Origin of the sequence: Vreelandella sp. F11 (genome assembly GCF_042466685.1) — a bacterium.
Taxonomy (GTDB): Bacteria; Pseudomonadota; Gammaproteobacteria; order Pseudomonadales; family Halomonadaceae; genus Vreelandella.
Genome location: NZ_CP170448.1, coordinates 726424 through 751622 on the forward strand (window position 1 = coordinate 726424; position 25199 = coordinate 751622).

Annotated in this window: 21 protein-coding genes; 14 read left to right on the forward strand and 7 right to left on the reverse strand. The window is 54.9% G+C overall.

Annotated elements, in window-relative coordinates; translation table 11 throughout:
* Positions 1-4 precede the first annotated feature (4 nt).
* The 5 genes from ACFIOZ_RS03360 to ACFIOZ_RS03380 form a co-directional block, all read right to left on the reverse strand.
* On the reverse strand, positions 5-1387 hold the full coding sequence (locus tag ACFIOZ_RS03360; RefSeq protein WP_386082291.1) for an FAD-binding oxidoreductase: 1383 nt from the start codon (positions 1385-1387) through the stop codon (positions 5-7).
* 35 nt (positions 1388-1422) lie between these two features.
* Positions 1423-3063 carry an ABC transporter ATP-binding protein gene (locus ACFIOZ_RS03365; RefSeq protein WP_386082293.1) on the reverse strand — a complete coding sequence of 547 codons (1641 nt, stop codon included), beginning with the start codon at positions 3061-3063 and terminating at the stop codon, positions 1423-1425.
* Between the two features lie 9 nt (positions 3064-3072).
* Positions 3073-3906 (reverse strand): ABC transporter permease, encoded by an 834-nt coding sequence (locus tag ACFIOZ_RS03370; protein ID WP_071695396.1) that lies wholly within the window; start codon positions 3904-3906, stop codon positions 3073-3075.
* Positions 3903-4883, reverse strand: coding sequence for an ABC transporter permease (locus tag ACFIOZ_RS03375; RefSeq protein WP_088700590.1), 981 nt, complete (start codon positions 4881-4883; stop codon positions 3903-3905). The genes ACFIOZ_RS03370 and ACFIOZ_RS03375 overlap by 4 nt, the downstream gene beginning before the upstream one ends.
* A 77-nt stretch (positions 4884-4960) precedes the next feature.
* Positions 4961-6517, reverse strand: a complete 1557-nt coding sequence (locus ACFIOZ_RS03380; protein WP_386082295.1) for an ABC transporter substrate-binding protein — start codon at positions 6515-6517, stop codon at positions 4961-4963.
* A gap of 215 nt (positions 6518-6732) precedes the next feature.
* On the opposite strand from ACFIOZ_RS03380, the gene ACFIOZ_RS03385 reads away from it, so the two are divergent.
* The 8 genes from ACFIOZ_RS03385 to ACFIOZ_RS03420 all read left to right on the forward strand — a co-directional run bounded on the left by ACFIOZ_RS03385 (position 6733) and on the right by ACFIOZ_RS03420 (position 18451).
* The gene (locus ACFIOZ_RS03385) at positions 6733-7443 is read left to right on the forward strand and encodes a GntR family transcriptional regulator (RefSeq protein ID WP_386082297.1); all 711 of its coding nucleotides are present in this window, start codon (positions 6733-6735) and stop codon (positions 7441-7443) included.
* A complete protein-coding gene (locus tag ACFIOZ_RS03390) occupies positions 7421-8443 on the forward strand; it encodes a histone deacetylase family protein (RefSeq protein WP_386082299.1) in 1023 nt (340 codons plus the stop codon). The genes ACFIOZ_RS03385 and ACFIOZ_RS03390 overlap by 23 nt, the downstream gene beginning before the upstream one ends.
* Before the next feature lie 100 nt (positions 8444-8543).
* Entirely contained in the window at positions 8544-12209 is a 3666-nt protein-coding gene (locus ACFIOZ_RS03395; protein WP_386082300.1) for an ATP-binding protein, read from the forward strand.
* The gene (locus ACFIOZ_RS03400) at positions 12206-12841 is read left to right on the forward strand and encodes a condensin complex protein MksE (protein ID WP_386082301.1); all 636 of its coding nucleotides are present in this window, start codon (positions 12206-12208) and stop codon (positions 12839-12841) included. Before ACFIOZ_RS03395 ends, ACFIOZ_RS03400 begins: the two co-directional genes overlap by 4 nt.
* The gene (locus tag ACFIOZ_RS03405) at positions 12838-14079 is read left to right on the forward strand and encodes a hypothetical protein (protein ID WP_386082302.1); all 1242 of its coding nucleotides are present in this window, start codon (positions 12838-12840) and stop codon (positions 14077-14079) included. Before ACFIOZ_RS03400 ends, ACFIOZ_RS03405 begins: the two co-directional genes overlap by 4 nt.
* Entirely contained in the window at positions 14076-14945 is an 870-nt protein-coding gene (locus tag ACFIOZ_RS03410; RefSeq protein WP_386082303.1) for a DUF7281 domain-containing protein, read from the forward strand. The genes ACFIOZ_RS03405 and ACFIOZ_RS03410 overlap by 4 nt, the downstream gene beginning before the upstream one ends.
* Positions 14946-15272: 327 nt before the next feature.
* Positions 15273-17207 (forward strand): hypothetical protein, encoded by a 1935-nt coding sequence (locus ACFIOZ_RS03415; protein WP_386082304.1) that lies wholly within the window; start codon positions 15273-15275, stop codon positions 17205-17207.
* Between the two features lie 236 nt (positions 17208-17443).
* Complete coding sequence (locus ACFIOZ_RS03420; protein ID WP_386082305.1) at positions 17444-18451, forward strand: ribonuclease Z; 1008 nt, start codon at positions 17444-17446, stop codon at positions 18449-18451.
* Between the two features lie 52 nt (positions 18452-18503).
* On the opposite strand, the gene ACFIOZ_RS03425 is transcribed toward ACFIOZ_RS03420, so the two are convergent.
* Positions 18504-19397 carry a LysR family transcriptional regulator gene (locus tag ACFIOZ_RS03425; protein ID WP_386082307.1) on the reverse strand — a complete coding sequence of 298 codons (894 nt, stop codon included), beginning with the start codon at positions 19395-19397 and terminating at the stop codon, positions 18504-18506.
* A 200-nt stretch (positions 19398-19597) separates the two neighbouring features.
* On the opposite strand from ACFIOZ_RS03425, the gene ACFIOZ_RS03430 reads away from it, so the two are divergent.
* The 5 genes from ACFIOZ_RS03430 (at position 19598) to ACFIOZ_RS03450 (ending at position 23917) form a co-directional block, all read left to right on the forward strand.
* A complete protein-coding gene (locus ACFIOZ_RS03430; RefSeq protein ID WP_386082308.1) occupies positions 19598-20752 on the forward strand; it encodes an aromatic ring-hydroxylating oxygenase subunit alpha in 1155 nt (384 codons plus the stop codon).
* A 67-nt stretch (positions 20753-20819) separates the two neighbouring features.
* A complete protein-coding gene (locus tag ACFIOZ_RS03435) occupies positions 20820-22040 on the forward strand; it encodes an MFS transporter (RefSeq protein ID WP_386082309.1) in 1221 nt (406 codons plus the stop codon).
* Positions 22041-22152: 112 nt separating this feature from the next.
* Positions 22153-22542, forward strand: a complete 390-nt coding sequence (locus ACFIOZ_RS03440) for a type II toxin-antitoxin system RelE/ParE family toxin (RefSeq protein WP_386082310.1) — start codon at positions 22153-22155, stop codon at positions 22540-22542.
* Entirely contained in the window at positions 22542-22835 is a 294-nt protein-coding gene (locus ACFIOZ_RS03445) for a HigA family addiction module antitoxin (RefSeq protein ID WP_386082311.1), read from the forward strand. Before ACFIOZ_RS03440 ends, ACFIOZ_RS03445 begins: the two co-directional genes overlap by 1 nt.
* A 119-nt stretch (positions 22836-22954) precedes the next feature.
* Positions 22955-23917 carry a ribonuclease Z gene (locus ACFIOZ_RS03450; RefSeq protein WP_386082312.1) on the forward strand — a complete coding sequence of 321 codons (963 nt, stop codon included), beginning with the start codon at positions 22955-22957 and terminating at the stop codon, positions 23915-23917.
* Positions 23918-23997: 80 nt separating this feature from the next.
* On the opposite strand, the gene ACFIOZ_RS03455 is transcribed toward ACFIOZ_RS03450, so the two are convergent.
* Positions 23998-24420: a hypothetical protein gene (locus ACFIOZ_RS03455; RefSeq protein ID WP_386082313.1), complete on the reverse strand. Its 423-nt coding sequence runs from the start codon at positions 24418-24420 to the stop codon at positions 23998-24000.
* Between the two features lie 99 nt (positions 24421-24519).
* Here ACFIOZ_RS03455 and ACFIOZ_RS03460 point away from each other — a divergent pair, with 99 nt between their 5' ends.
* A complete protein-coding gene (locus ACFIOZ_RS03460; RefSeq protein WP_386082314.1) occupies positions 24520-25173 on the forward strand; it encodes a DsbA family oxidoreductase in 654 nt (217 codons plus the stop codon).
* The last annotated feature ends 26 nt before the right edge of the window (positions 25174-25199 follow it).

The following is a 25199-nucleotide window of genomic DNA, read 5'->3' on the forward strand; positions in this document are numbered from 1 at the left end:
ATAATTAGCTCAATACTTTACCGCGATTGAGAAGGCAGAGTGGGTCTAGCGACTGCTTGAGCGTATGCATCAACTCAATCTCGGCACTGGAGCGGCAGGTGCCTAGCCAGGGCCGCTTCTCCAGGCCGATGCCGTGTTCGGCGGAGACCGAACCGCCTAGCGTTGCCAGCGGCTGGTAAACCATGGCTTCAACTTCTCGCCGCACTTCGATCTCAGCGCTCCCCACGCTAACGGAAATATGCAGGTTGCCATCGCCGAGATGGCCAAATACCACCAGCTTCGCCTCTGCCCAGCGCTGGGTTAGCTGCGCTTCCAAAGCACCGGTATAGCGCTGCATATCGGCAATGGGCAGGCTAACGTCAAAGGTGAGCACTGGCGCCAAGCCCTTGACCAGCCCTTCGATATCCTCGCGTATCGCCCATAGGCCATCGCGCTGGGTGCTGGATTGGGCAATCACCGCATCGACAATCAGCTCGCGCTCTAACGCGCTTTCCAATGCTTCGCTGAACTGAGTGGCATTGCGCTCGGCGTCGCTGCCCAGGGAATCAATGATCACATAAAAGGGGTGTTCAGTGGCAATCGGCGGGGTGTGGCGGCCCAGGGTTTCAGTGAGCAGCCGGTAGTGGTTTTGCCACATCACCTCAAAAGCACCCAGGCCTCCGCCAAGCGCTCTGCCCATATGGCTGAGCAGCCCGGTGAGCGCCTCAAACGAGGGGCAGGCCACCATCGCCGTTTGCTCGCTTGGGGTAGGTGGCTGCAGGCGTAGCACCGCACGGGTCACAATGCCCAGAGTGCCTTCGCTACCGATAAACAGCTGCTTTAAATCGAAACCGGCATTGTTTTTCAGCATGCGATTCATCGAGCTGACCACCCGGCCATCGGCCATCACCGCTTCCAGGCCGAGCACCTGCTGGCGCATCATGCCGTAGCGGATGACCCGAACACCGCCAGCGTTGGTGGCGATATTGCCGCCAATGGTGCAACTGCCTCGGGCGCCCAGATCCAGTGGGAACTGCAGGCCGACCTCTTTAGCCGCTTCCTGAACCCGTTGCAGCGGTGCGCCCGCCTGTACGGTGAGGGTGCCCCCCACCTGATCAATCTCTTCAATGGAGCTCATGCGTTCAAGAGAGATCACCAGTTCATCGGGGCTGGCTTCCGCGCCGTGTACCAAGCCCGTTAAGCCGCCGTGGGTGACAACCGGCTGCTGTGCGGTGTGGCAAGCCCGCATCAACGCGGCGACCTGTTCGGTATCCGCCGGGCGAGCAATGGCGCCTGCCTGGCAGGGCGCGCCGGTCATCCAATCGACGCTACGGCTACTGACATCATCTCCGGTTAACACGTGGGTCGGGCCGACAATGGCGCGCAGCGTCTCCAGGGTTATTTGCATGGGTGTTCCTTAGCTTATTTTGTCTATCCGGTAACTTACGCTGTTGCGGCCACGGGCGCTTCGCGGCCGGGAATCGCCTTGAGCAGGTCTTGGGTATACGTCTCACGCGGGGCGAGGAAAATCTGCTCGGCGCTGCCTTGCTCCACAATCCGGCCGTGCTGCATCACCACAATGCGGTCGCAAATCTGCGCGGCGACCCGGAGGTCGTGAGTAATAAACAGCAGCGAGAGTGAGAGGCGCTGTTTTAGCTCCTCCAGCAGCTCCAGCACCTGGGCCTGAATCGACACATCCAATGCTGATACGGCTTCATCCGCCACAATCAGCTCGGGGTTGAGCGCCAGCGCCCTGGCAATGCCGATACGCTGGCGCTGGCCCCCGGAAAACTCGTGAGGAAAGCGTTCCACGGCGCTGGCGCCCAAGCCCACCATATCGAGCAGCTCACCCGCCTGTTTAAGTGCTGCGGCTTTGGATGTGCCGTTGGCAATCGGCCCCTGGGCTATCGCCATGCCCACCTTGGTGCGTGGGTTGAGCGAGGCGTAGGGGTCTTGGAAGATCATCTGCACCCGGTGGCGCTCTCGGCGCAGCGCGTCGCCTTTAAGCTGGGAAAGGTTCACGCCATCCAGCAGCAGTTCGCCGCTGTCAGGGTGCTCCAAACGCACCACGCAGCGCCCAAGGGTGGATTTCCCTGAACCGGATTCTCCCACAATTCCCACCGTTTCGCCGCGGGCGAGGGTAAGCGAGACATCTTCCAGGGCGCGCACTTCCCGGGCAGGTTTAAGCCAACCGCCTCGTGAGCGGAACACCTTATTGAGCTGTTTGATCTCCAGTAGCGGAGCAACCTGGCTGGTCTCCCGGTGGGGTGGCACCGCATTGCTGGGAATCGCCGCGATCAGTGCTTGAGTGTAGGGATCTTGCGGGTTTTGCAGCACCGGTTTCGCGTCCCCAAGTTCAACAATCTTGCCGTGGCGCATCACGCAGACGCGATTGGCGATTTCGGCCACCACGCCAAAGTCGTGGGTGATAAACATCACCGACATGCCGCGACGCTGCTGAAGGTCGCGGATCAGTTCCAGAATCTGCGCCTGGGTGGTCACATCCAGCGCCGTGGTAGGCTCGTCGGCAATCAGCAGAATGGGTTCCAGCGCCAGTGCCATGGCGATCATCACCCGCTGGCGCTGGCCGCCGGAAAGCTCGAACGGGTAGGCACGAATGGCCTTTTCCGGCTGGGGAATACCCACTTCGATCAGCAGTTCCAGCGCGCGGGCCTGGCGCTCTTTGGGGGTGAGCTGGCCGTGGGCCTCGAACACTTCAGCAATTTGCGCGCCTACCCGCATCAGTGGATTCAGTGCGGTCATCGGCTCCTGGAAGATCATGCCGATTTTTAGCCCGCGCAGGGCGCGGTGCTGCTTCTCGGTCAGGGCGAGCAGATCTTGGCCCTCGAACAGTATTTCGCCCTGGGTGGCGTTCACGCCTTTGGGCAGCAGCCCCATGACGGCGTTGGCGGCCATCGACTTACCGGAGCCGGATTCGCCCACCACGCACATGATCTCACCCCGCTTCACGTCGTAGCTAACGTCCTCCACCGCCAGGGCGCGATCCGCCCCTTTGGGGAGCGCAATGTTCAGATCGCGAATGCTGAGGACGGTGTCAGCCGATTGATTCTCTGTAATAGGCATATAAAGTCCTTAGCGCTCGCGTGATAGTTTGGGGTTCAAAGCGTCGTCTAACCCTTCACCCACCAGGTTTAACGCCAGCACAGTGAGCAGAATCGCCACTCCGGGGAAGAAGCTTAGCCACCAGGCCTGGCGAATCACTGTGCGCGCCGCGCCGATCATATAGCCCCAGGACATTACGTTAGGGTCGCCCAACCCCAGGAACGACAGCGCCGACTCCAGCAGAATGGCGGTCGCCACCATCAAGGAGGCCAGCACGATAATTGGCGACAGCGTATTGGGCAGAATCTGGCGCAGAATAATCGTGCTGTTGGACTGGCCGACCAGGCGCGCGGCCTCGACATACTCGCGGTTGCGCAGCGACATAAATTCGGCGCGCACCAAGCGCGCTACCGGCGGCCAACTGACAATCGCAATGGCCAACACAATCGAAGTGATGCTGGGTTGCATGATGGCCACCAGCACTATCGCCAGGGCGAAGTTGGGAATGGTCTGGAAGAACTCGGTAAAGCGCATCAATACGTCGTCAATGATGCCGCCGTAGTAGCCGGCAATAGCGCCCAATGGAACGCCAATCAGCAGTGCCACGCTGGTGGATACCAGCCCAATCAATAGCGATACCCAGGCGCCGTGCATCAGGCCCGAGGCTACGTTGCGGCCCATGGTATCGGTGCCCAGGGGAAAACCATCCTGTGAGAGCGGTGGCAAAAAGGGCCGCTGCACCATGCGCCAGGGTGATTCAGGGAACAGCAGCGGCGCCAGTATCGCCATGGCGATAATCAGCAGCAGAATGATCAGCCCCACCAGGGCGCCACGGTTTTGCGCGAAGCGTGCGAAAAAGCTCATGCGGCCCCCTTCTTGATGCGTGGATCAGCCAGGCTGTAAACCAAATCGGTGATGATATTGAAGACAATCACCAGCGCCGCCGAGAAGAAGAAAATGCCCAGCAGCAGGTTGTAGTCGCGCTGCTCAAGGGCTTCGAACATCAAGCGCCCGATGCCGGGCCAGGCAAACACGGTTTCGGTCAGAATCGCGCCGCCGACCATCTGCCCCGCCTGCAGGCCAGCCAGGGTGATAATGGGTAGTAGCGCGTTACGCAGCACATGGCGGCGCTGAATAATGCTTGGCTTTAAGCCTTTGGCACGGGCGGTTTTGACGTAATCCTGCTGGGCGGCATCGAGCATGGACGTGCGCGTCATGCGGGTGTAAATCGCCATAAAGAACAGCGCTAGGGTGGTCGCCGGTAGTACTAAGTGCTTGGCAACATCGAGCACCAGGGCAAACCCCGTGTGACCGGCCCCCACGGTGTAAAGGCCGTAGGCGGGCAGCCAACCCAGGTAAACCGAAAACACCACCACTGACATCAGCGCGACCCAGAACAGCGGGGTGGCGTAGAAGATCAGCGCCAGCGCCATGATGATCGAACCTGAAGGTTTTTTGACCCGTGCGGCGGCCATGGAGCCCGCCACAATGCCCAGCACTAACGAAAGCACAAAGGCGGTGCCGGTGAGCAGCAGGGTGGCGGGTAAACGATCCATGATCAGATCAAACACCGGAACGCCCAGCCGGTAGGAGTAGCCAAAATCAAGCATGGCGATCCCCGACACATAGCGCCACAGCTGCACGTACATTGGTTGATCAAGACCAAATCGCTCGCGCAGCTGGTTCAGGAACTCCTGATCGGCAGCGCCAGCTTGCCCAGCCAAAATAGCCGCCGGGTCTCCAGGGGCCATTTGAATCAGCAGGAAATTAAAAATAACGATTAAAAACAGTACAATAACGGCTTTAAATAGCCGCATAAGAATGAGGCGAGCGTAAACCATAAGTAGTTTCCTGACGGATACCTTCAAGACATGGCTGGAAAACCCAGGCAGCTCGCGCTACCTGGGTATAGTCGGACTTAGCGGTCTAGCCAAGCATCCTTAAAGCCGTCGTTAACCCCCACGCCGGAGGTGACCAGGTTCTGCACATCACAGCGGTAGAGGGTCGGGAAACCCAGCTCCATCAGCCAGCCAACGGGTACATCTTCATGCAGGATCTCTTGCACTTCGCGGTAAAGCTTTTCGCGCTCTTCGTCGGGGTAGGCAGTAGCGGCCTCGTTAAACAGCTCGTCAACGCGTTCGTTTTCGTAGCCTTCGACGTTATTCCAGGGCGAGCCCTTAGCGATATTGTCGGAAAGGTAGGTGCGTGAAATGCCCAGCGCCGGGTCGCCGTACTGGTAGAGGTAGGTAAAGGCGAGGTCGTAATTCCAATCACCCAGGCGCTGGTTCCAGCCGCCCACATCGGTGGCTTGGGTTTCTACGTTAATACCTACCTCGCGCAGGTTCTGCTGCACGGCTTCGGCCCAGCGCGTCCAGGTTTCCCCATAGGGCAGCGGCAGAATGGTGATCTCTTCGCCGTCGTAGCCCATTTCATCCAGCAGTTCCCGGGCACGTTCTGGATCGTGGTCGTAGGGCGCCAGGTCTTCATTCTGGAAACGCGCATTAGAGCCAAAGGCAGAAAGAGGCACATTGCCCAGGCCATTCCACAGCACATCTTTGGCAAATTCGCGATCCATGGCGTACATCACTGCCTGGCGGAAACGCTTGTCGGCGGTAGGGCCTTCGCGGTTGTTCATCCACAGCATGGCGAAGGGGCTGAAATACTCGTGGCCCTCTTCGGTCATGCAGACGTTATCCATTGCCGCTAAGCGGGGGATATCGAAGTTCTCGACCGTACCGCTGGGCAGCACGTCGATGGTCTCATTCTCGAAAGCCACCGCACGGGAGGCGCCATCGGGGATGATGTGCCAGTTAACGCCGTCCAGGTAGGGCAGGCCCTCTTCGTAATAGTCGTCATTTTTGACTAGCTCGATGACCGTGCCGCGCTCCCAGTTGGAGAACTTGAACGGACCGGTGCCAATCGGGTGATCATTGTTCTCGTTATTGCGGAAATCAGTGCCCGCGTAGAGGTGCTCGGGCACCATGGTAAAAGTGCCCGCTTCAAAGGAGAGCAGGAAGGGGCCGAAGGGCTGGGTTAGGGTAAATACCACGGTGTGGTCGTCGGTCGCTTCAATGCTTTCTACATGCTGCAGTACTGCCCGGGCGCTGGGGTTTAGCTCGCGATGAAAAACGTCGGCGGAGAACACTACGTCTTCAGCAGTAAAGGCTTCGCCATCGTGCCAGGTCACATCGTCACGTAGGTGGAAGGTGTAGGTGCGGCCATCGTCGCTGACCTCCCAGGACTCTGCTAGCTGCGGCATGGGTTCAAGGTCGGTGGTGTAGCGCAGCAGCCCTTCGTAGATATTGCCCGATACAGTGCGCGTGGGCGCATTTTGGATCATGCCCAGCACCAAGCCTGGTGGTTCGGGTTGTATGATGGTGTTAACCGTTCCGCCCGACTTGGGGTCATCGGCCAAAGCGGCGGAGGTAAAGGCAAGTGCTGCAGCGGAAATAGCCAACGCTAAGGGTTTTTTCATGTTTCCAGCTCCTCGGTTTATTAGAACGTAAGGGGGTTACGTCGTCGTTAGGCGAGCGAGGCGTGTCTGTTAGGCCCAGTTGTGATGGTTATTAAGAGCCTATTTTGACCATAGCAGTCACTGGTAAAACTGTCGACAGTCGGCAATCGTTCGTCGACAGGTGTGTATTTTTCGTCATACTGGAAAGTACGCACCATGCCCTATGAGTAAATTTTATGGCTTCATCAACGGTGGCTCCCAGGGCCTTTATCCAGCAGCAGAACCTGGTCGAGCAGGTGGCTGACTATTTGACCCAAGCGATTATTAGCCAACACTTTTTACCCGGCGAACGGCTCTCTGAAGTGCAGCTCTCCAGGGACTTGGGCGTTAGCCGGGCGCCGGTTCGCGAGGCTGCCCGGCTGCTCGAAAGCCGTGGCTTATTGATCTCAAAACCCCGGCGTGGCTTCTTTGTTCGCGCGTTGAATGCCGTTGAACTCGAAGATGTGTTTGATCTGCGGCTGTGTCTTGAACGCCATGCCATTCACCGCTTGGTAGAGCGCTATACGCCTGAGGCCAAGCGTGCGCTGGCGCAGCAGGTGGAGGTGCTGTGTGAGGCAGCGGAAAGCAACGATGGCACCCGGCGCATTGAGGAGGATTTGCAGTTTCACCGGCTGATGCTGCACTACGGGGGGAACGAGCGGCTGCTGCGTGCCTTTGATGATCTGACCCATGAGCTGCGCCTGTGCATCACCCTAATCACCAAAACCCACGAAGCCCCCGAGACCATCGCCACCAGCCACTTCCAACTTCTGGAAGCGCTGGATAGCGGCCGCCCTGACGCTTGCCGCGAAGCGATCGACTACCACATAGGCGTTGCCCGTAAATTTGTGGTCAAGGGAGTGGGTGAAACCGGAGAGCATGTCAATGAAGACATTCTTTCACGCTGATCAGTTACTTCATCGGCCGCAAACCTACTTCTCCCGTGGCAAAATGCGCACGCCCCAGGAAGTACCTGAACGCGTCACGCACTTATTAGCGGCCGCCAGGCAGCTTGGATTCGATGTTCAAACGCCCGAAGATTATGGCGTGGCGCCGTTGAGAGCGGTGCATTCGCTGGCCTATCTACGCTTTCTCGAAAGCGCCCATCGGCGCTGGCATGCCCTTGACGAAGACTGGGGAGAGGAAGTGATCTCCAACATCTTCGTGCGTTCGCCCAACGCATTACGCGGTATATTGGCAGAAGCCGGGCGCTATATGGCCGACGGCAGCGCCCCGGTGGGGCAACATACCTGGCAATCGGCATACTGGTCAGCGCAAAGCGCGGTGGCAGGTGCCGAGGCCCTGCTGGCCGGTGATCGATTCGCCTATGCGCTATCACGCCCGCCGGGCCACCACGCGGGCATCGACTCAGCCGGTGGCTTCTGTTTCCTCAACAATGCCGCCATTGCTGCCCAGCATCTTAAAACCCGCTACCCGCGCATCGCGGTGTTAGACCCTGATATGCATCACGGGCAGGGCATTCAGGAGATTTTCTACCAGCGCGACGATGTTATGTATATCTCCATCCACGGCGATACCACCAACTTCTACCCGGCGGTGACGGGCTTTGAAGACGAGCGCGGGCAGGGTGATGGGTTGGGCTATAACATCAACCTACCGATGCCCCATGGCTCACCGGAGTCGGTATTTTTCGACCGCCTGGAACAAGCCTGCCAGGCCATTCGCCTGTTCGAGCCGGACGCCATTGTGCTGGCGCTAGGGTTTGATATCTACGAACTCGACCCGCAGGCCAAGGTCGCCGTTTCCACAGAGGGGTTTGGTGAGCTTGGCCGCACGGTGGCTGGCCTGAACGTGCCCACGCTAGTGGTACAGGAAGGCGGTTACTACCTGGAAGGGCTGGAAGCCAATGCGGTGAGTTTTTTTGAGGGGTTGTTGGGCAAGGCGTAATGAGTAAGACAAGCCATCAAGGTGTCTGGCAAAATGGCTGCTTTCAGCGATCAGCAAACGATCCGGATCGCCCTTGAAATTGTCATTGAAAGGACACGGCATGGCCCACCTGCTACGCATCGTGATGATTCACGGCCACCTGGAAGGGGTGGTGGAACTGAGTGTGGACGGCCACACCAATATTTGCGGCACCAACGCCTCCGGTAAAACCACGCTGCAGAGGCTGGTGCCGGTGTTTTACGGCGAGCTACCCAATAAGGTAGTGCCCAAAACCCGCATGAAGTTTGATGCGTTTTACCTGCCCAACCGCAACAGCTACCTGGTGTACGAATACCGCCGCGAAGCGGGCAATATCTGCCAGGCGGTGCTAACCCGCAAAGCAGAAGGCGGGGTGGAGTACCGCTTTGTCGGCGCGCCTTACCAGCCGGAAGATTACCTGGTGGAGAGCGAAGCGGGCGTGGCGGCGCTGGACTACACCCAGTGGGCCAGCGGCCTGCGCCGCAGCGGCACGCCGGTGTCGCCCAAGCTGGGCGCGACCTCTGAATTTCGCTCGGTGATCCAGAACGACTTTACCCAGCTGCACGGCAACAGCCGCGACGGCCTCAAGCTGCGCCAGATCGCCGCGCAGTTCAGCCTGGTCAATCCCGAGCGGCGTATCCGCCATATCGAAAAGCTGGTCTCGGCGGTACACGCCAAAGAGGGCAAGATGGATACCCTCAAAACCATGCTGGCGGCGATTTTCGAAGAGGATGGCGTCGAGCTGCCGGTGACCCGGATTCGCAACACCAAAGCCCGAGAGTGGATCGCCCAGATGCGCCAATCCATGCGTCTGGAACCGCTGCAGGCATCGCTGGCCCGGCTTGGAGGGATCGACCGCGAACTAGCCGATCTGGATGCCACACTCTGGCAACTGAAACCCCAGCTCGAAGATGACCGCCAGCGGGCCGAGCGGCAAATGGCCGATCTGGATGCCGAGCTGGCCCGCCATCAGCGCGAATTCCAACAGCGGGAGAGCGACTATAGCGAGGCGCGGGACGCGCTAAACGACCGCCACAGCGAAGTGGTTAGCGATCTGCAGCAGACCCAGCGCCGCTTGAACGACCTGCAAACCCAGTACGAGCGCTATGCCGAGGCGGATATGCCCGCCCTGGAGCGGGATATCAATGCGCTGCCCCAATGGCGCGAACAGCGCGACCAACTGCAAAAGCACCTGAACGTGATGCAGGACGCGGTGAAGGAGAGCCAGGCGCGCCTCGATGGTCGCCTGCGCGAACTCTCTGAAGCGCTGGCCCGCCAGACCGGTGAGGCCCAGGAACTGATCGACGCCCTAGTCGAAGAGAAAGCCCTACGGCGGGAGCAGCAGTGGGAGGCCGAGCAGCAGCTCAACGAGCGCTACCAGCAGGAGCGCCAACGCCTGGAGGGCGAGTACCAGGCGCAGCTGGAGCTCGGCGTCGAGCAGCTAGCCGAACTCAAAGCGCAGCTCTCGCTTTCCACCCAAACCGCCGAAGAGGCCAACGAGGCAGAACTTGCCCAGGCGCGCCTGGATCAAGCCCAGCAAGAGCGCAACGCCTCGGCCGCGACCTTGGATGGCCTACGCCGCGAGTTTGAGAGCTGTCGCCGTGCCCGGGACGACGCCGAGCAGCAGCTGGTGCAACTTCGCCAACAGCTTGAGCGCGCCGAGCAGCGCTGCTACGCGCTCTATCAGCAGCGCGACCCAGAGCAGGGCAGTCTGCGCCACTTCCTGCGCTATCACCGCCCCGGCTGGGAGCAGCAGCTAGGTAAGGTGATTGCCCCGGAGCTGCTGGAGCGCCGCGATCTCGCCCCCCAACTGGCCGAAGGCGCCAGCGACGATCTGTTTGGGCTGGCGCTGGATCTATCCGCCATCGCTCTGCCGGACTACGCCCAGGACGAAGCCACCCTGCTGGCCGCCATCGAAGAAGCGGATGGCGCCAAACGTCGCGTGCAGTCAGAGTGCCAGGCCGCCGAGAAAGCGCTCAAGCAATATAACGAGCAGGTGCAACAGGCGGATGAAGCCCAGGATCAGGGCCGCATGGCCCACAAGCGCGCCGAGCAGGAAGTCGAGTTTGCTACCGAGGCGCGCCGCCAGCAGCAGGAGCGTCACACCAAGCGCCAGCAGGAGCGCCGCGCCGCCCACCAGGCCGCGTTAGCCAGCCAGGAGCAGGCGCAGAAAGAGCTGCGCGAAGAGAAGCAGCAGGCCCTGGCAGCACTTAGCGAGACCCATCAAAGCCAATTATTAGAGCTAAAAGCCGACGGCCAGAGCCAAGTGGATAGCCTGGATGCCCAACTGCGCCAGTATAAGCAGCAGCTAAGCGACGCCAACGCCGAGCACCAGCGTCAGAGGGAAGAACTGGAGGAAGCCTTTAGTCAGGAACTGGCCGAGCAGGGCGTCGACCCCGCCAAACTCAAAGAGACCAAGCAGCGCTTGGCGAGCCAGGACGAACGCATCCGCGTGACCGCCGCCCGCCAGGATGAACTCACCGAATACACCCGCTTTATGCGCGTGGAGTGGGGCCAGCATAAACCGCAGCTGGTCGCCCAAGAGGCCGAACTGGAGCAGGCGGAACAGAAGCTACAGCGTGATAAAGAGCATCTGAAAAACGACTTCCAGGCGGCGCGCAAAGCCCATCAAAGCACGGTCAGCACGCTGAAAAACCAGCGGGAGAGTGAATACGCCTGCCTGGAAGCCTTAAAGCCGCTACTCACCCAGCTGGAAACGCTGGCCATAGAACCCGACGGCCAAGCCCCCAGCGCGCCTCTGGGCGATGTTGACGAGCGCATCGAGCGTGCCCGCCAGGCCCTGGGCAATCGCCACCAGCAGATCGAGCAATTGCGCCGTGGCTGCCTGGAGGTGGAGAGCCAACTGATCAAGGACGCCAGCAGCGGCTTCGCCGAAGCGCTGGAGAGCGAACGAAGCAAGCTACAAAGTGACAACCCGCGCCTACAGCTGCCGCTACTGCGCGACATGCTCAAACTGCTCGAAGACCAACAGCAACAGCTGATTCAGGAGGGCCGCAACCTGAGCGACGACCTGGATAAATTCTTTACCGTGTTCCGCGATTTGAACCGCCGCATCAGCGCCCAGAGCCGCAGGCTCTCTGAAGAAGTCGCCGATGACCTGCGTTTGGAAGGCATCACCAAGGCCGAAGTGCGTATCCAGTCCACCATCGATGAGTTGGGCTTCTGGGAGCCGTTGAAGCTATTCGCCCAACGCTACAAGGAGTGGCGGGAATCCGGCCAAACGCTACCCAGCGATGACTACTTAAACACCCTGGCGGACGTGGTCGATTTGCTGCGCAGCGACCAGCAGTACAGCTTCGAAAGCCTGCTGCGCCTGGAGCTGCACCTCAACGAAGGCGGCACCGATCTGGTGATCAAAAACGACCGCCAACTGCTGGAATCCTCCAGCCACGGCATGGCGTATCTGATTCTGTGCAAGTTCCTACTCGCCTTTACCCGCCTGCTGCGCGGCGATGCGGACATCGCCATCCACTGGCCCATCGATGAGATCGGCACCCTGGCCTACCACAACGTCGAAAAACTGTTCGATGCCTGCGACAGCAACCGCATCCATATCGTCGGCGCGTTTCCCAACCCGGAATCCGACGTACTGCTGCTGTTCGCCAACCGCTACTTGATCGACCGCGATGACGCCAACCCCAACAAGCGGGTATTAAAACGCATCGAGCCGCGGCTAAGCCGCCTGGCCGAGCGGCTCCAGGAACGTCAGCAGGAGGTGACAGCATGATCGAACACGGCCCACTGCTTGAACGCCTGCTGGCGGGGGAGTTTATCTGCCCAGTCAGCGATGAGAGCGGCTATCGTCATTTAAGTAACGAAGAGACCCGCGAGGAGATCGATACCTACCTGCGGCCGCTTAACCGCCGGCTGGCCAGCAACGAAGATGGCAGCGTCTATTTTCTGGCTTGGCGTCAGCTCAATGACAGCGCCCGGGATCAGCTCTCGCGGCAGTTGGGTGAGACACTTAATAGCCTGCTGCCGCTGCTGGAGTGGCTGCAGCTGGTTCAAGAAGCGCTGGGCCGCGACACCCTGGCCGCCCCCGGCGACGTGCTCAAGCCCGCCGAGTTCAGCGCCAAGTGCGAGGATAACCAAAGCCTACGCGAGCGCCTGGAGCGCTTGGCCACCGACAGCTTTTTTGGCTCGCAAAGTGACCAGCTCGATGCCCAGGTAAAGCAGGTCTTCAAGCGCCTGAAAGAGCATGGCTACCTGCTCCAACCGCACTCCGAGCGGCAGGTGTTTGTGGTCACCGGCAAGATCGACTATCTGGTGGACTTGGTGCGCTTTATCCGCGATGAAGAGAACCTGCCCATCGACGCCGACAAAGAGGAGGGCTCCGGCGCCCAGGAGGCCCTCTTGTGAGTAACAGTGGGAATGAGCTGGAAAGCCGCTTGCTAAAAACCGGCAGCGAACGGCTGGCGCTGCTGGGTAAGCATTCTGAAGCGCTGATGCAGGCCTACACCCGCGATGAAGTGCCGCTGGAATCGCTCAGCGACAGCGCGCTGCGCAAGCTGTTGGCGGCGCGCATTCTATGGCGCCCGGATGAGCAGAGCGGCGTGAAGCTGGCGCCCAAGGTGCGCGAACTGATCGCCGAGATGCTCGCCGACGAGACCCGCCGCCATGTGAATGCCGATGTAGCGGAAACCCTGGAACTGATTCGTGCCCTGGTACACAGCTACCGGGAGGCGCGCAGCCGCGGCGAACACTGGAAGCTGGAGCAGCAGTTGATGCGCCTGCGCCAGGAGGTCGACGACCTGAATGGGCGCTTCGCCGATGCCATCGACAGCCTATGGCAGCGGCTGAATAGCGATTTTGGTTTCGTCAGCCAGCTCAACGACAAGATCCGCGAAAACGACCGCGCCCAGAAGCAGATCGCGCGGCTACTGGATGGGCTGGCGCTGATCGACTTCGACGAGCTGATTGAGCTAGTGGGTAGCGACGGCGGCTTGCGCAAGCTGTTGATCAGTCAGCTTCAGCAGCAGCTAAGCCACCATTACACCAGCCTGCGCGAAGTGCAGCGGCGCTTGATCGAACTGATGGCGCGCTTTCGTAAGCAGCAGGCGCGCAGCCGCCTGATCAGTGGCATGGCCGCCTTTATGCGCGAACACCCTGGCTTTGTGCCGGGCAACTATGCAAGGCGCAGCGAGGTGCCAGGGCTGGTCAATCAAGCCGCCCCGCTAAGCGCGGCGGCCGCCCCGGCGCTGGATCGCAACTTGGATAGCCGGTTGCTCGCCGAGCTGCTGCACCAGCTACCCCAGCCGCGCCACACCACGCAAACGGTTGAAGCCGCGGCCCCTGCCCAGGCGCAGGAGAGCAGCCTCGCAGCCGCCCGCCAGCAGGCGCTCAAGCAGGATGTGGAACACTTCTATTTAAGCGTGATCGACCAGCCCCAGGCGGAGCCGGTCAGCGCCCTTGAGTACCTGCGTGACAGCCCGCTGGAGTGGCCGGATGAAATCTGGCTCTTCCAGGTAATTTCCGAATACCAGGGCCTGCCGCGAAGCGATCAGAAGGCATTTCGACTCAAACAGCAGGAGAGCCAGGCGAGCCAATTCAATCACCTGCGCCTGATCCACGATGTAGAACTGCAGCTGGCCGTATGAACCTACCCAGCCGCGCACGCAATGGCCTTAACGGCGTCGCCCGAGAACTTCTCCGCCAGCCCGCGGTGGAGAAGCCGCGCCGCCAGTGGGTAGACGACGTAGTGGCCTGGTGCCACCAGCACGACATTGACCTGGCCACCCGAATCAACAGTAAAACGCTACGTTTTGACGCCACCTTGCTGGCCCAGATCAATGACGTACTAGAGAGCGCCCGCATAGCGCCGTTAGGCCGCTCACTCAGCGGCCTGACCAGCAGCGCCCAGGCGAAGGAGGGGGTAGAGGAAGACAAAGCAACCCGCGAAAGCCCCCGTGCACGGCGGGTACTCGTCAGCTTTCCGCCCCAGCCAATAGCCGGGCTCGCCAACGAGCCACGCACGATTCGCGATGTAGATGTATTGGGGCTAAAACTGAGCGCCTTTAGCGCCCTGATTCAGGTCGAAAACCTCGACAGCTTCTATGAGTTTTCGCCGGAACAACCAGCGCTAAGCGGCTACGCAAACCCACTAATCGTCTACCGCGGTGACAGCCACTACGGCGGCGGCTTTGCGTTACTGGCTGATGCTTGGCACAAAACCCGCCGAACACACATCTACGCCGGTGACTTCGATGTAAAGGGCGTTACGCTCGCGCTCGACAGCAACGCCACTCACTTGCTCCTGCCCAGCATCAAATGGCTTGCCCAAAATGCCACGCCGCTGCATGTGCCTGCTGATCAGTTTCCTTACCAACGCAGGCTGCGTAAGCACCTGGTTGCGCTGCCATCTGCTCATCCATTGCGTGAGTACCTGACGTTGTTGTTGGAAAAGCAGCGGGGGCTTAAGCAGCAGTGGTTTGGTGGGGAGATGGGGTGTTTGATGCTTATCTAGGAGCAATCTTATCTGGACTGCCATTCAAATCACCTATCCCTCGCTGTGACTTGGATCTGCACTTCCTTGCCCTCCAGTGTTAAAGGCCTGCTTTTAAGAGCTGAGTAGTGATTTTCTAGGCAGTATCATTGGACTTAGAAAATGAGCTGACACGCGATATTTGGATATACTGCCAAAATTTGCTTTGCTCTCAAGGTGTTTAGTGGGGTAAATTAAAATTTAACACCTACGTATTCTCAATGATTCTGTCACGCTTTTGAGGTTACCCTAGCTTGCATGCGATATATGTTATAAAAACACTTTTTATGAATTTAATGAGAATTTAAAATGAAAAAATTAAGTAAGAAAGTTAAGAAAGTTAATCGTGTTGGGAAAACAGGTAGAGTTAATAAAGCTTCTTTAGCAAGTGATGCTTTTATTTTGCCAGATTATTATCAATTGGTTTTTTCAGAAATACATGATGAGCATCATGAGGCAATACACCAAAAATATGTCGTTGAACCTCTGGAAGTTAGACGTTCTTTTTTATTAAATATTAGAGATTTTTTTAATGACCAAGATGAGGATAAGCAATATGAATTATTGATGAATGTTTTAAGTAAGCTTGAGTGTGAGCTGAAGAGTGTAATTGAAAAGCATACCGTTTTTTATTGGATTCATTTGTATAGAAGGCTTGCACCGTGTCTTAGTAGTGATCTAGGTGGTAATACTAACGATACTACTGTTTATAATGTCCGAAATCATGTGGAGCAATCGATATTTAAGTACGGAGATTTATCAGGTAATAAAGATTTTGCTCTGTCAAGTGAAATTGAATTTGATAATATTTTGGGTGGGATGTTAGGTAGATCTCTGAGAAAGAATTTTCCTGAAAAAATATTAAATATGTATATTTTAAGTCTCAAAAAACACAACCCGCAGTGGGTTCTTACTGATTTTAGTGAAGAGAATATAATCGATATTTATAATATTGAAGGCTTGGGTTATCAATACTGGTATGTGTCAGCAAAGATGAGGGCTTTGGGTAAAGGAATAGCTTTAAATATAACTGAAACTTATGATGTTTTTGAAGACAGAACTTCTGAACAAGAATCCTTAATAAGATCTTTTGATAATCGTAATGAAGAGAGTTCCCTGAAAGTCGGGTGGGCTAGTAATGTAGGTACATTTATTCCATCAAAAGTTGAGAATGTTAACGAAACTATATTTTGTGCAGCTTTGAATCCGTCGCGTTGTAAGCTAAAAGATTTGGGTATTGAAAGTGTGGATAAAGATTTTTCTCCAAACTATATACCATGCTATGTCAATGCTTCTGAATACTATTCTGCCCATAAGTATCTTGAAGATTTTTTTGAAGATAAATTTAAATTCGGACTGTTGGAATTTTGTCAGTTTGCCATCGTATTTTCTCACATCGCAATTGGAGGAAATGTTGGGCCATCACTTAAGAGCTTGGATATAGATAGCAAAAAATTAGTAAATTTTTATATGAAATACCAGCGGGCTTACAGTTTGTATGAACCCAAAATAATAGATATTAAGGAGGGGATAATAAATCATTTTGAGACATTGCGTAAGCAAAACGCTATTGGCCCGTCAAGGTTAGAGGAGCAACTCGATAAAATTTTAAAATTCATTACTTTAGATGAAAATAACCAAAGTAGTTTAGGTGTTTGGTCAAATGGCCCTAAGCCAGTTTTGGTAGAGGCTGATGGTTTATATATATGCGATTATTCTTCTTGGCTGCCGTTATTGAAAAATGTATTTTTTGGCCTGAGAAATTATGATCCGCAAAGTAAAAAAGGCGTAGAGTTTGAATGCGCATTTTCTGCGGCTGTTACAGCAGCAGGGTTTGAAGTTGTTCTTAAATCTACTGAGATTAAGTTTGATAAAACTAAACGTGAGGTCGATGTTGCCGTTAGAATAAAAGATAATCTATATTTATTTGAATGTAGGGCTTCAGAGCGTCCTTTAGATTTTGTAATCGGTAAGCCAAAAACTATTAGAACTCGATGTGATAATTTTGAGGAGAAATTAAACCAAGTTAGCACTCTTGGTGATTTTATTAAGACTAATAGGAAGGGGGGTAATTATAACTTCGAATGGGCAAGAGAAATACACAGCTTCGTAGTTTCTCCATATACAGAATGGGTTTGGTCTACAGCCTCCTGTTATTGGACTGAATGTAAAAAGTACCCAAGAATAATGTCTGTATATGAAGCTATTGAATACTTAAAGGCTGAATGTGAGAAAAATGTCTAATATGAAGTGCAAACTGAGAAATTTACTAACTAGCGCTTCTTGATTTCCGTAGTACGCGATGCCAAAAGCTAAATGAGCTAATGGCTTAACCCCGAATGATGTAAAAAAATTGGGTGAATTTAGTAGATTTTAACTGATTTAATGTATTTTTAAGCATGATAAAAAAGCATGATTGCTCGCATTTAGCTGGTTGGCAGACCTCCGCCTTGTACTCAAAGTGAGATCACAAACAAGCTATGAATTTACAGTTTCTCGGCACCTCTGCAGGCGTGCCCACCAAGCAAAGAAACGTCTCCGGCATCGCCTTGCGCGAAAGTAAAGGCAAAGGCTGGTACCTGATTGATTGTGGTGAGGGCACCCAGCATCAGGTTTTGCACACAAAGCTGTCGTTCCATTCATTGAAAGCCATCTTGATTACCCACGTACATGGCGACCACTGCTACGGGCTGCCGGGCATACTGGCGAGTGCGGGAATGGGTGGCCGGAAAGCGCCGCTGACCATTGTGGCCCCAGCAGGCATCAAAGTGTGGTTGGAGGCCACCTGCGAGGCCACGCAGCTTTGCTTACCCTTTGCCCTGGAGTTTATCGACTCGGACGAGCTGCCCAGCGTTGCGTTTGAAAGCATCGCGGTGACCACTCATAAGCTTTCACACCGTGCGCCGTCCTATGCTTATGCATTTACGGAGACAAAAGTCGACGCTGCCTTGAACGTGGATAAGCTAGCGCAAAAAGGGATTCCGAGAGGGCCGTTGTGGGGGCAGTTGAAGCAAGGGGTTGATGTTGTGTTTGAGGGTGAGCTTTTAAAAAGCCATGACTACTTAATCTTCAAACATAAGCCGAGGAAAATAGTGATCGCTGGGGACAATGACCAGCCTGACTTGTTGTTTGAGGCGTGCGCGGGGGCGCAGGTGCTGGTGCATGAAGCCACCTATACCGAAGAGATGGCGCAGAAGGCTGGTGATGTCGGGCATAGCTACGCCAAGCTTGTTGCCGCATTTGCCGAAACGGTACAGCTGCCCAACCTGGTGCTGACGCACTTTAGCCCCCGTTACCAGCTTAACCCCCATGCGTCGCCATCCATTGAGGACATCCGCAAGGAGGCCTTGCGCGTCTACTCGGGCTCGCTTTACCTGGCGCGGGATTTTGGCGAATACACGCTGGATAAAAAACGGGCCACTTTTCTGAAATGGCGTGCGAATAGGTTGGCCGTGTTTCGACCATCCTTGCGAATACACGGCTACTGAAAATGGGGTGACGTCATTCTCGTACATAGTTGTTAGAAGAGAGAACCAGTGCTTATTGGAGTAACTCCTCGCCCTTGGTTGTTAAACTCTGTTCGTATTCGGCCAAGTGCAGTACAACAGCGTCATACAGTTGGCTGCATATGTGATCACTGCTTTTTTGGGGGCTTGCTAAATTTACGTTTAAAGAGGGCAGCCGTGGGAGACAATGCTGACTATCAAGGCGCCTGAGGGTGGGCGGTATTGTTGATTTGGGCAGTGCCGAAACGACTGCTCCGCTTTCCACTGCTGCCACAAGCCCTCCATAGCTGTAGGTTTCGAACTCAACTCTATACTCACGGTCTGCGCCTTTGAGTGCATTTAGGATGAATTCTCTGTCAGGGCAGCCGTACTCGAATAAAGCGACGGGTAGCGTACTCTGTTTCCAAACGAGCGAACTTCTGGCGCAGACCCACTCCAATGGTTCAACTCGGATAGGCTCTGCATCAATGTCAGAAGGACAATGCTGGGCCAGAGCAATATCGAATTCCCCGTTTTTATAACGCTTCCAGATATCAGTGCTGAAGCTGCAATCCAATGTCACTTGGACATTGGGAAACTGGCATTTCCAAAGCTCAAGTAGGCTTGGCAACAGACAAGTTGCGTAGCAATCTGTGGTGGCGAATCGAATGATCTGACGATCAGCAAAACTCTGCGCCAACCATCGCTCAGCCTCATCGTTTGCGTTAATGACTTTTTGTGCCCTTAGATAGAAGGCATGGCCTTTTTCGGTAAGGGTAACGCCTTTTGGAGTGCGGTAGAGCAGTGGAACGCCAATCTGGCGTTCAAGCTGCTGAACTTGCCAACTGACAGTAGATTGGGCCAGAAAGAGTCGCTCTCCCGCCCGTGAAAAACCGCCCAAATCTGCAACATAGATAAATGTGCGCAGCTGATCCAAGCTCCATTTCATTGTGGTAACTCCTACCGTCGGTTCGTCTTATTCGCCGAGCATGCTGAGTAATTGAAGTGGCGATCGGGTGATGTAAAAGGGACTCTGATCCAGTATCGAATTAATTGATGCCCCTCAGCAAATATTTCCGTTTCCAATTATCCCATGTCGCTTTGTACGCTCAGACCACTTGTTTTGAAAACAAACACGTGGATACAAATATGACAGAGACGATTAGTTCCTTACACACTAGAGTTGAGGGTGGGTGCGATAAAACAAACCTCTCAAAAATGCTCCGCCCTGAATGCTATATCGATGAGCATTGGTTTGAACGAGAACTACAAACCATTCATTTTCCAGCTTGGCATTTTGCCTGTCTGTCGACTTCTCTCCCTAACGTTGGAAGTTTTGTAAGCCGTCGGTTTTTGGAACGCAGTGTCATCGTTGTTCGTAGTGAAGACGGTATTATCAGAGCCTTTCTAAACACCTGTAGACATCGTGGGGCTCCTTTAACGAGCGAAAGCTGCGGAAAGAATGCGTACTTTAGATGCCCTTTTCACAAGTGGTCTTACGACACATTCGGAAATTTGACGAGCGCTCCCGGTTTAGGTGGGAGCGTGAAAAGAAGCGATCTTAAGAAGTTAGATTTAAATCTGGTTCCAATTCAATGTGAAGCTGTAGCTGGTTTGGTATTCATCAATCTTAATAAAGAAAACGAGATGCCGCTTGAGGTCTATCTAGGCAACTATATCGATAAGGTAGCTCTACCACACCAAACTCAGAGAATGCATTGTGTTCAAGAAAAGTCCTATGCATTAACGACCAATTGGAAGCTATACATTGAAGTAGATATGGAGACTCTCCATACCAACTTCGTTCACAGTCGCTCGATTGGTAGCCAACCAGTTAAACCGGTAGAACATGATCGCAACTGGTTTGGTGTTTATCATCAGAACTCTCTTTCTCCAGCATTATTTCCTGAAAAACGTAACCTCGCCTTTCCAACTCCCCGTGACGTTATCGGCGAAGCAGCAGAAGGCACCCATTTCAGCGTCATTCTGCCAGGTTTTTTCATTGTAACTGCACCCGAAGTTATGTGGTGGATTCAGAAGACGCCAATCTCAGCTACTCGCACAAGCGTCAATGTTGGTTACGCATTTCATGATGAAACCCTGGCGAGGCATGACTTTAACGAGATCGCACCACACTATTTCGAAAGACTCGATCAAGTAATTCTTGAGGATGACCAGATTTGTGAATACCAACTAGAAGGGTTGAGCAATCGTGTGCGAGGGCATTTCACACCAGTTGAGCCGGTGGCCGCCTACTTTTCGGAGCTAATCGAAACAAGGCTCCTGGAGGCGGGGTATGAATAGCGCAAGTACCGTTATGGGGGGGCGCCTTCGGATTCCAATAACCTGGCTCAAATGGGGAGGCTGGTGCTTGCTCATTAGTATCTTCATGAGTGGATTTTTTTTCCGCTTCGCCCCTTCGACCCTTTCAGGGAGTATGCAGCAAGAACTCAGTTTAACGGCCACTACGCTCGGCATTGTGGCATCAATGCATTTCTGGATTTATACGCTGATGCAGGTACCCGCTGGCATTTTTACTGACTCGGTGGGGATACGGAAGGGTGGCTTTATCGGCGGTACAGTAACGGCGATAGGTGCTTTTTCCTTTGGTTTTGCGCCCAATCTTGTCGTTTTGCTTGTGGGGTCAGCGTTATTGGGGCTGGGCCTATCAGCTGTATTTGTCGCCCTGATGAGTTACAACGCTACTTGGTTTTCCCCAGAGCGCCATTCCCTTGTTATGGGTACAACCATGCTCCTGGCTGCGCTCGGAAGCGTAATAGCGCAGACCCCAACAGCGTATTTGTTGCATTGGTTCAACTGGAGAGAGGTCGTCCTTTTCTTCGCAGGCTTAACCTTACTGGCCACTGCATGCCTGCTTATTTTCTGTAAAGACGACCCAGCACCAAAACGGATACGTGACTCGAAAGCCAAGACGACTGTGTATCCAATACTGCGCGGAAATCGATATGTCCTTAGAGAGCGCCAGGTATGGTTACTGTTTGTTTGTGTCGCGGCCACCAACGGAACCTTGTATGCGTTTTTAGGACTGTGGGCGGTACCGCTATTGACCGATGGTTTCAGCATCCAACCAGCGCAAGCGGCACAATATGCCACCGTTGCGTTGACGATGTATGGTTTGAGTTCTCTCTTTTGGGGATGGATCGCTGACCGGATTGGGGCGAAGAAACCCATTATTGTTGTGACGGCTATGTTATCCGTCGCTGTATGGGCGCTGATGGCGTTTGCAGAGTGGGAGCCTGGTGGAGTGGCAATGGCACTGTTTGTACTTTTAGGACTCTCTGGCGGGCCGGTCGGGGTCATTTTTGCGGCTACCAAAGAGTCAGTCGCCTTGGCGAATGTTGGCTTTGCGACTGCTCTCGTTAATATGGGTGCGTTCCTGACCGCTGCTTTGGTTCAATCAGGTTTTGGGATCATTCTTGATACCGTCTCGGCTGCTGACCCCGAAACTGTTCCAAGCCTTCAGAGCTATCAACTCGCGTTGATTCTACCCTTAACTATAAGCGGCTTGGGAGTAGTGGCATCCTTGCTGTTGAAAGAACGGAGCCTGGCGAATGAGATGCTAAATGAGTGACGAGATAGTGTGTTCCGATGCCGCTATAGGGCGATGTACTTCACCGGTGATGGTGCTTCTCAAAATACAGTGAGGCTATTTAGCCCAGTTTGCTCTTGGTTGGGTATATGCCTTGGGTGAAGGTGGATTGGCATCTTGTTATGGAGTCTTTGGCTCAGAGCCGGATAATTCAAACGTTATAAATCTGGTTGTTGCTTGGTGCGCATCGCGCTACAATATCCTCATGATTAAGTCATTCCGGCACAAAGGGCTGAAACGGTTCTACGCGACTGGCAGCACCGCTGGCATACAGCCGGATCATGCCAAGAAGCTACGTATGCAGCTTCTTGCTCTGGATACCGCTACTTCAGTCGAAGACATGGACATCCCTGGCTTTAGGCTTCACCCATTGAAAGGGAAAGACAAAGGGCGATGGTCGATTTGGATCAACGGAAATTGGCGCATGACGTTCGAATTTCGGGATGGCAACGCCTACATTCTTGATTATGAGGGTTATCACTGATGACAATGCATAACCCACCGCATCCCGGCGAATTTATTCGGGAGGTTTACCTAGCACCCTTTGGTATCAGCTCCCGTCAGCTTGCTTCCAGTTTGGGCGTCTCACCCTCTACGCTGTCGCGGTTACTTAAAGGGGATAGCGGTATCAGCCCAGAAATGTCTCTGCGTTTGTCGAAGGTTCTCGGACGTACCCCGGAGAGCTGGCTGGCCATGCAAGATATGTATGACCTATGGATGGCCCGCAGCTCCATTAATTTGGACGACCTTCAGCCATTGGATTTTGAAGCCGCTTAGCAATAGCTACTGTTGTCGTTGGCCATCCTGTCGTAAAAAAGCTGAGCACCCAAACGTATTGGAAATCTGTATGCCGCCAGCCTAGGTTCAGGTTTCTAAAAAGAAAGCACGGACGCGATATGAATTTACTCTTCCTAGGCACCTCAGCCGGTGTACCCACCAAAACAAGAAACGTCTCCGGCGTCGCTTTGCGAGAGAGCAAGGGGAAGGGCTGGTACCTGATTGATTGTGGTGAGGGCACCCAGCATCAGGTTTTGCATACCAAGCTGTCGTTCCATTCTTTGAAAGCCATCTTGATTACCCACGTACACGGCGACCACTGTTATGGGCTGCCGGGCATACTGGCGAGTGCGGGAATGGGTGGCCGGAAAGCGCCGCTTACCATTGTGGCACCCGCAGGTATCAAGGCGTGGTTGGAGGCTACCTGTGAGGCCACGCAGCTATGCTTGCCATTTGCCCTGGAGTTTATCGACTCGGACGAAGTGCCCAGCGTTGCGTTTGAAAGCATCGCGGTGACCACTCACAGGCTTTCACACCGAGCGCCTTCCTATGCTTATGGGTTTACGGAGACAAAGGTCGACGCTGATTTAAACATTGAAAAGCTGACCCAAAAGGGCATTCCGAGAGGGCCGTTGTGGGGGCAGTTGAAGCAAGGGTTTGATGTTGAGTTTGCAGGCGTGCAGTTAAAAAGCCATGACTACCTGATCTTCAAATACAAGCCGCGAAAAGTGGTGATCGCTGGGGACAATGACCAGCCTGATTTGTTGTTTGATGCCTGCGCGGGGGCCCAGGTGCTGGTGCATGAAGCCACCTACACCGAAGAGATGGCCCAGAAGGCCGGTGATGTGGGGCATAGCTACGCCAAGCTTGTCGCCGCGTTTGCCGAATCGGTACAGCTTCCCAATCTGGTGCTGACGCACTTTAGCCCTCGTTACCAGCTCAACCCCAATGCGTCACCCTCAATCGAAGATATCCGCAAAGAAGCCGAGAACGCCTATTCAGGCTCGCTTTATTTGGCGCGGGATTTTGGCGAATACACCCTGGATAAAGCAGGCCACTTTTCTGAACTGGCGGTCGAATAGCCGATTTCATCCCGCCGTTCCTTGAGTGCTTGCCGCGCAGGTCAGTCGCGCAGGTCAGTCGCGCAGGTCAGTCGCGCAGGTCAGTCGCGGCAATAGCCTTCACCTGTTGCGACTATTAAGCAATCTTCCTTTTCCAATAGCCACTTCATGCCGGTGGCTTCGCCGTCGCCAGCGCGAAGCAGGTGTTGACCGTCCTCGCGGCTGAAGCTAATGCCCTCGGTTGTGGCTTGGCCTTCGAATGTCCCACTTTGATCGGCATCCAGGCCGTACTGCATTTCAAGCAGATAGTGGCCGGGGCCTGCAGACTCGTCCTTGCTGATTTCAAGGAATAACCCTTCTACGCCGATCCATCGGCCAACCCATTGATCGGTTATCTGGTGGTGGGGCTCGCTTTGCTCGGTTGACGCACCTGAGTCGGCCGCGCCTGCTGATGAGGGATTGCTGTCGTGAGCACACCCGCTGATAAGTAATAGGGTACTTAACGCTAATGCTGTTTTTTCCATGGCTGTCTCCTTATCACTACTGCCGTTACTGACTATATACACGTAACATGCTTTCTTTAGTTTGATCGAATTTTGGGATATGTCGAAGGGGTAAACAAAATGCAAAAGGTAAGAATCGACCTGGTATCCGATGTCGCCTGCCCGTGGTGCGCGATCGGCTATCGTCGCCTGGAGCAAGCGTTAGAGATAGTGAATGGCGAGATCGACGTTGAGCTGGTCTGGCAACCTTTTGAGCTGAACCGGGATATGCCGCCCGAGGGCGAGCCGATCCTTGAGCACTTGTGCCGCAAGTACGGCAAGGATGCTGCCAGCATGGCGCAGTCTCAGCGCGAGATTATGGCGGTGGCCGAGGAGCTTGGACTAAATTTCCAAGGAGCCCTGGAGCGCCGGGCGAACAATACTTTCGCTGCCCATCGCGTGCTGGCGTGGGCCGGAACGCAAAACCTTGAAACGCCCCTGCAGTTGGCCCTGTTTGATGCCTACTTCGGCGAAGCGAAAAATCCTGCCGACCCAGCGGTTCTGCGCGAGAAGGCCATTAAGGTGGGGCTGGACGGCGATACTGCCGAGGCCATCGCCCGCTCTGATCAATATGCAGATGAAGTACGTGAGGCAGAACAGCGCTTTATGGACGCAGGGGTAAGCGCCGTGCCAGCCATAATCCTAGATGGTCGCTACCTGATTTCTGGCGCACAGCCCGCCAATGTGCTGGTCGATGCGCTTCGTCAGGTGGCTGAGGAAAATGCTAAACGTTAGTGCTACAGGCACAGACCTGAATGGCG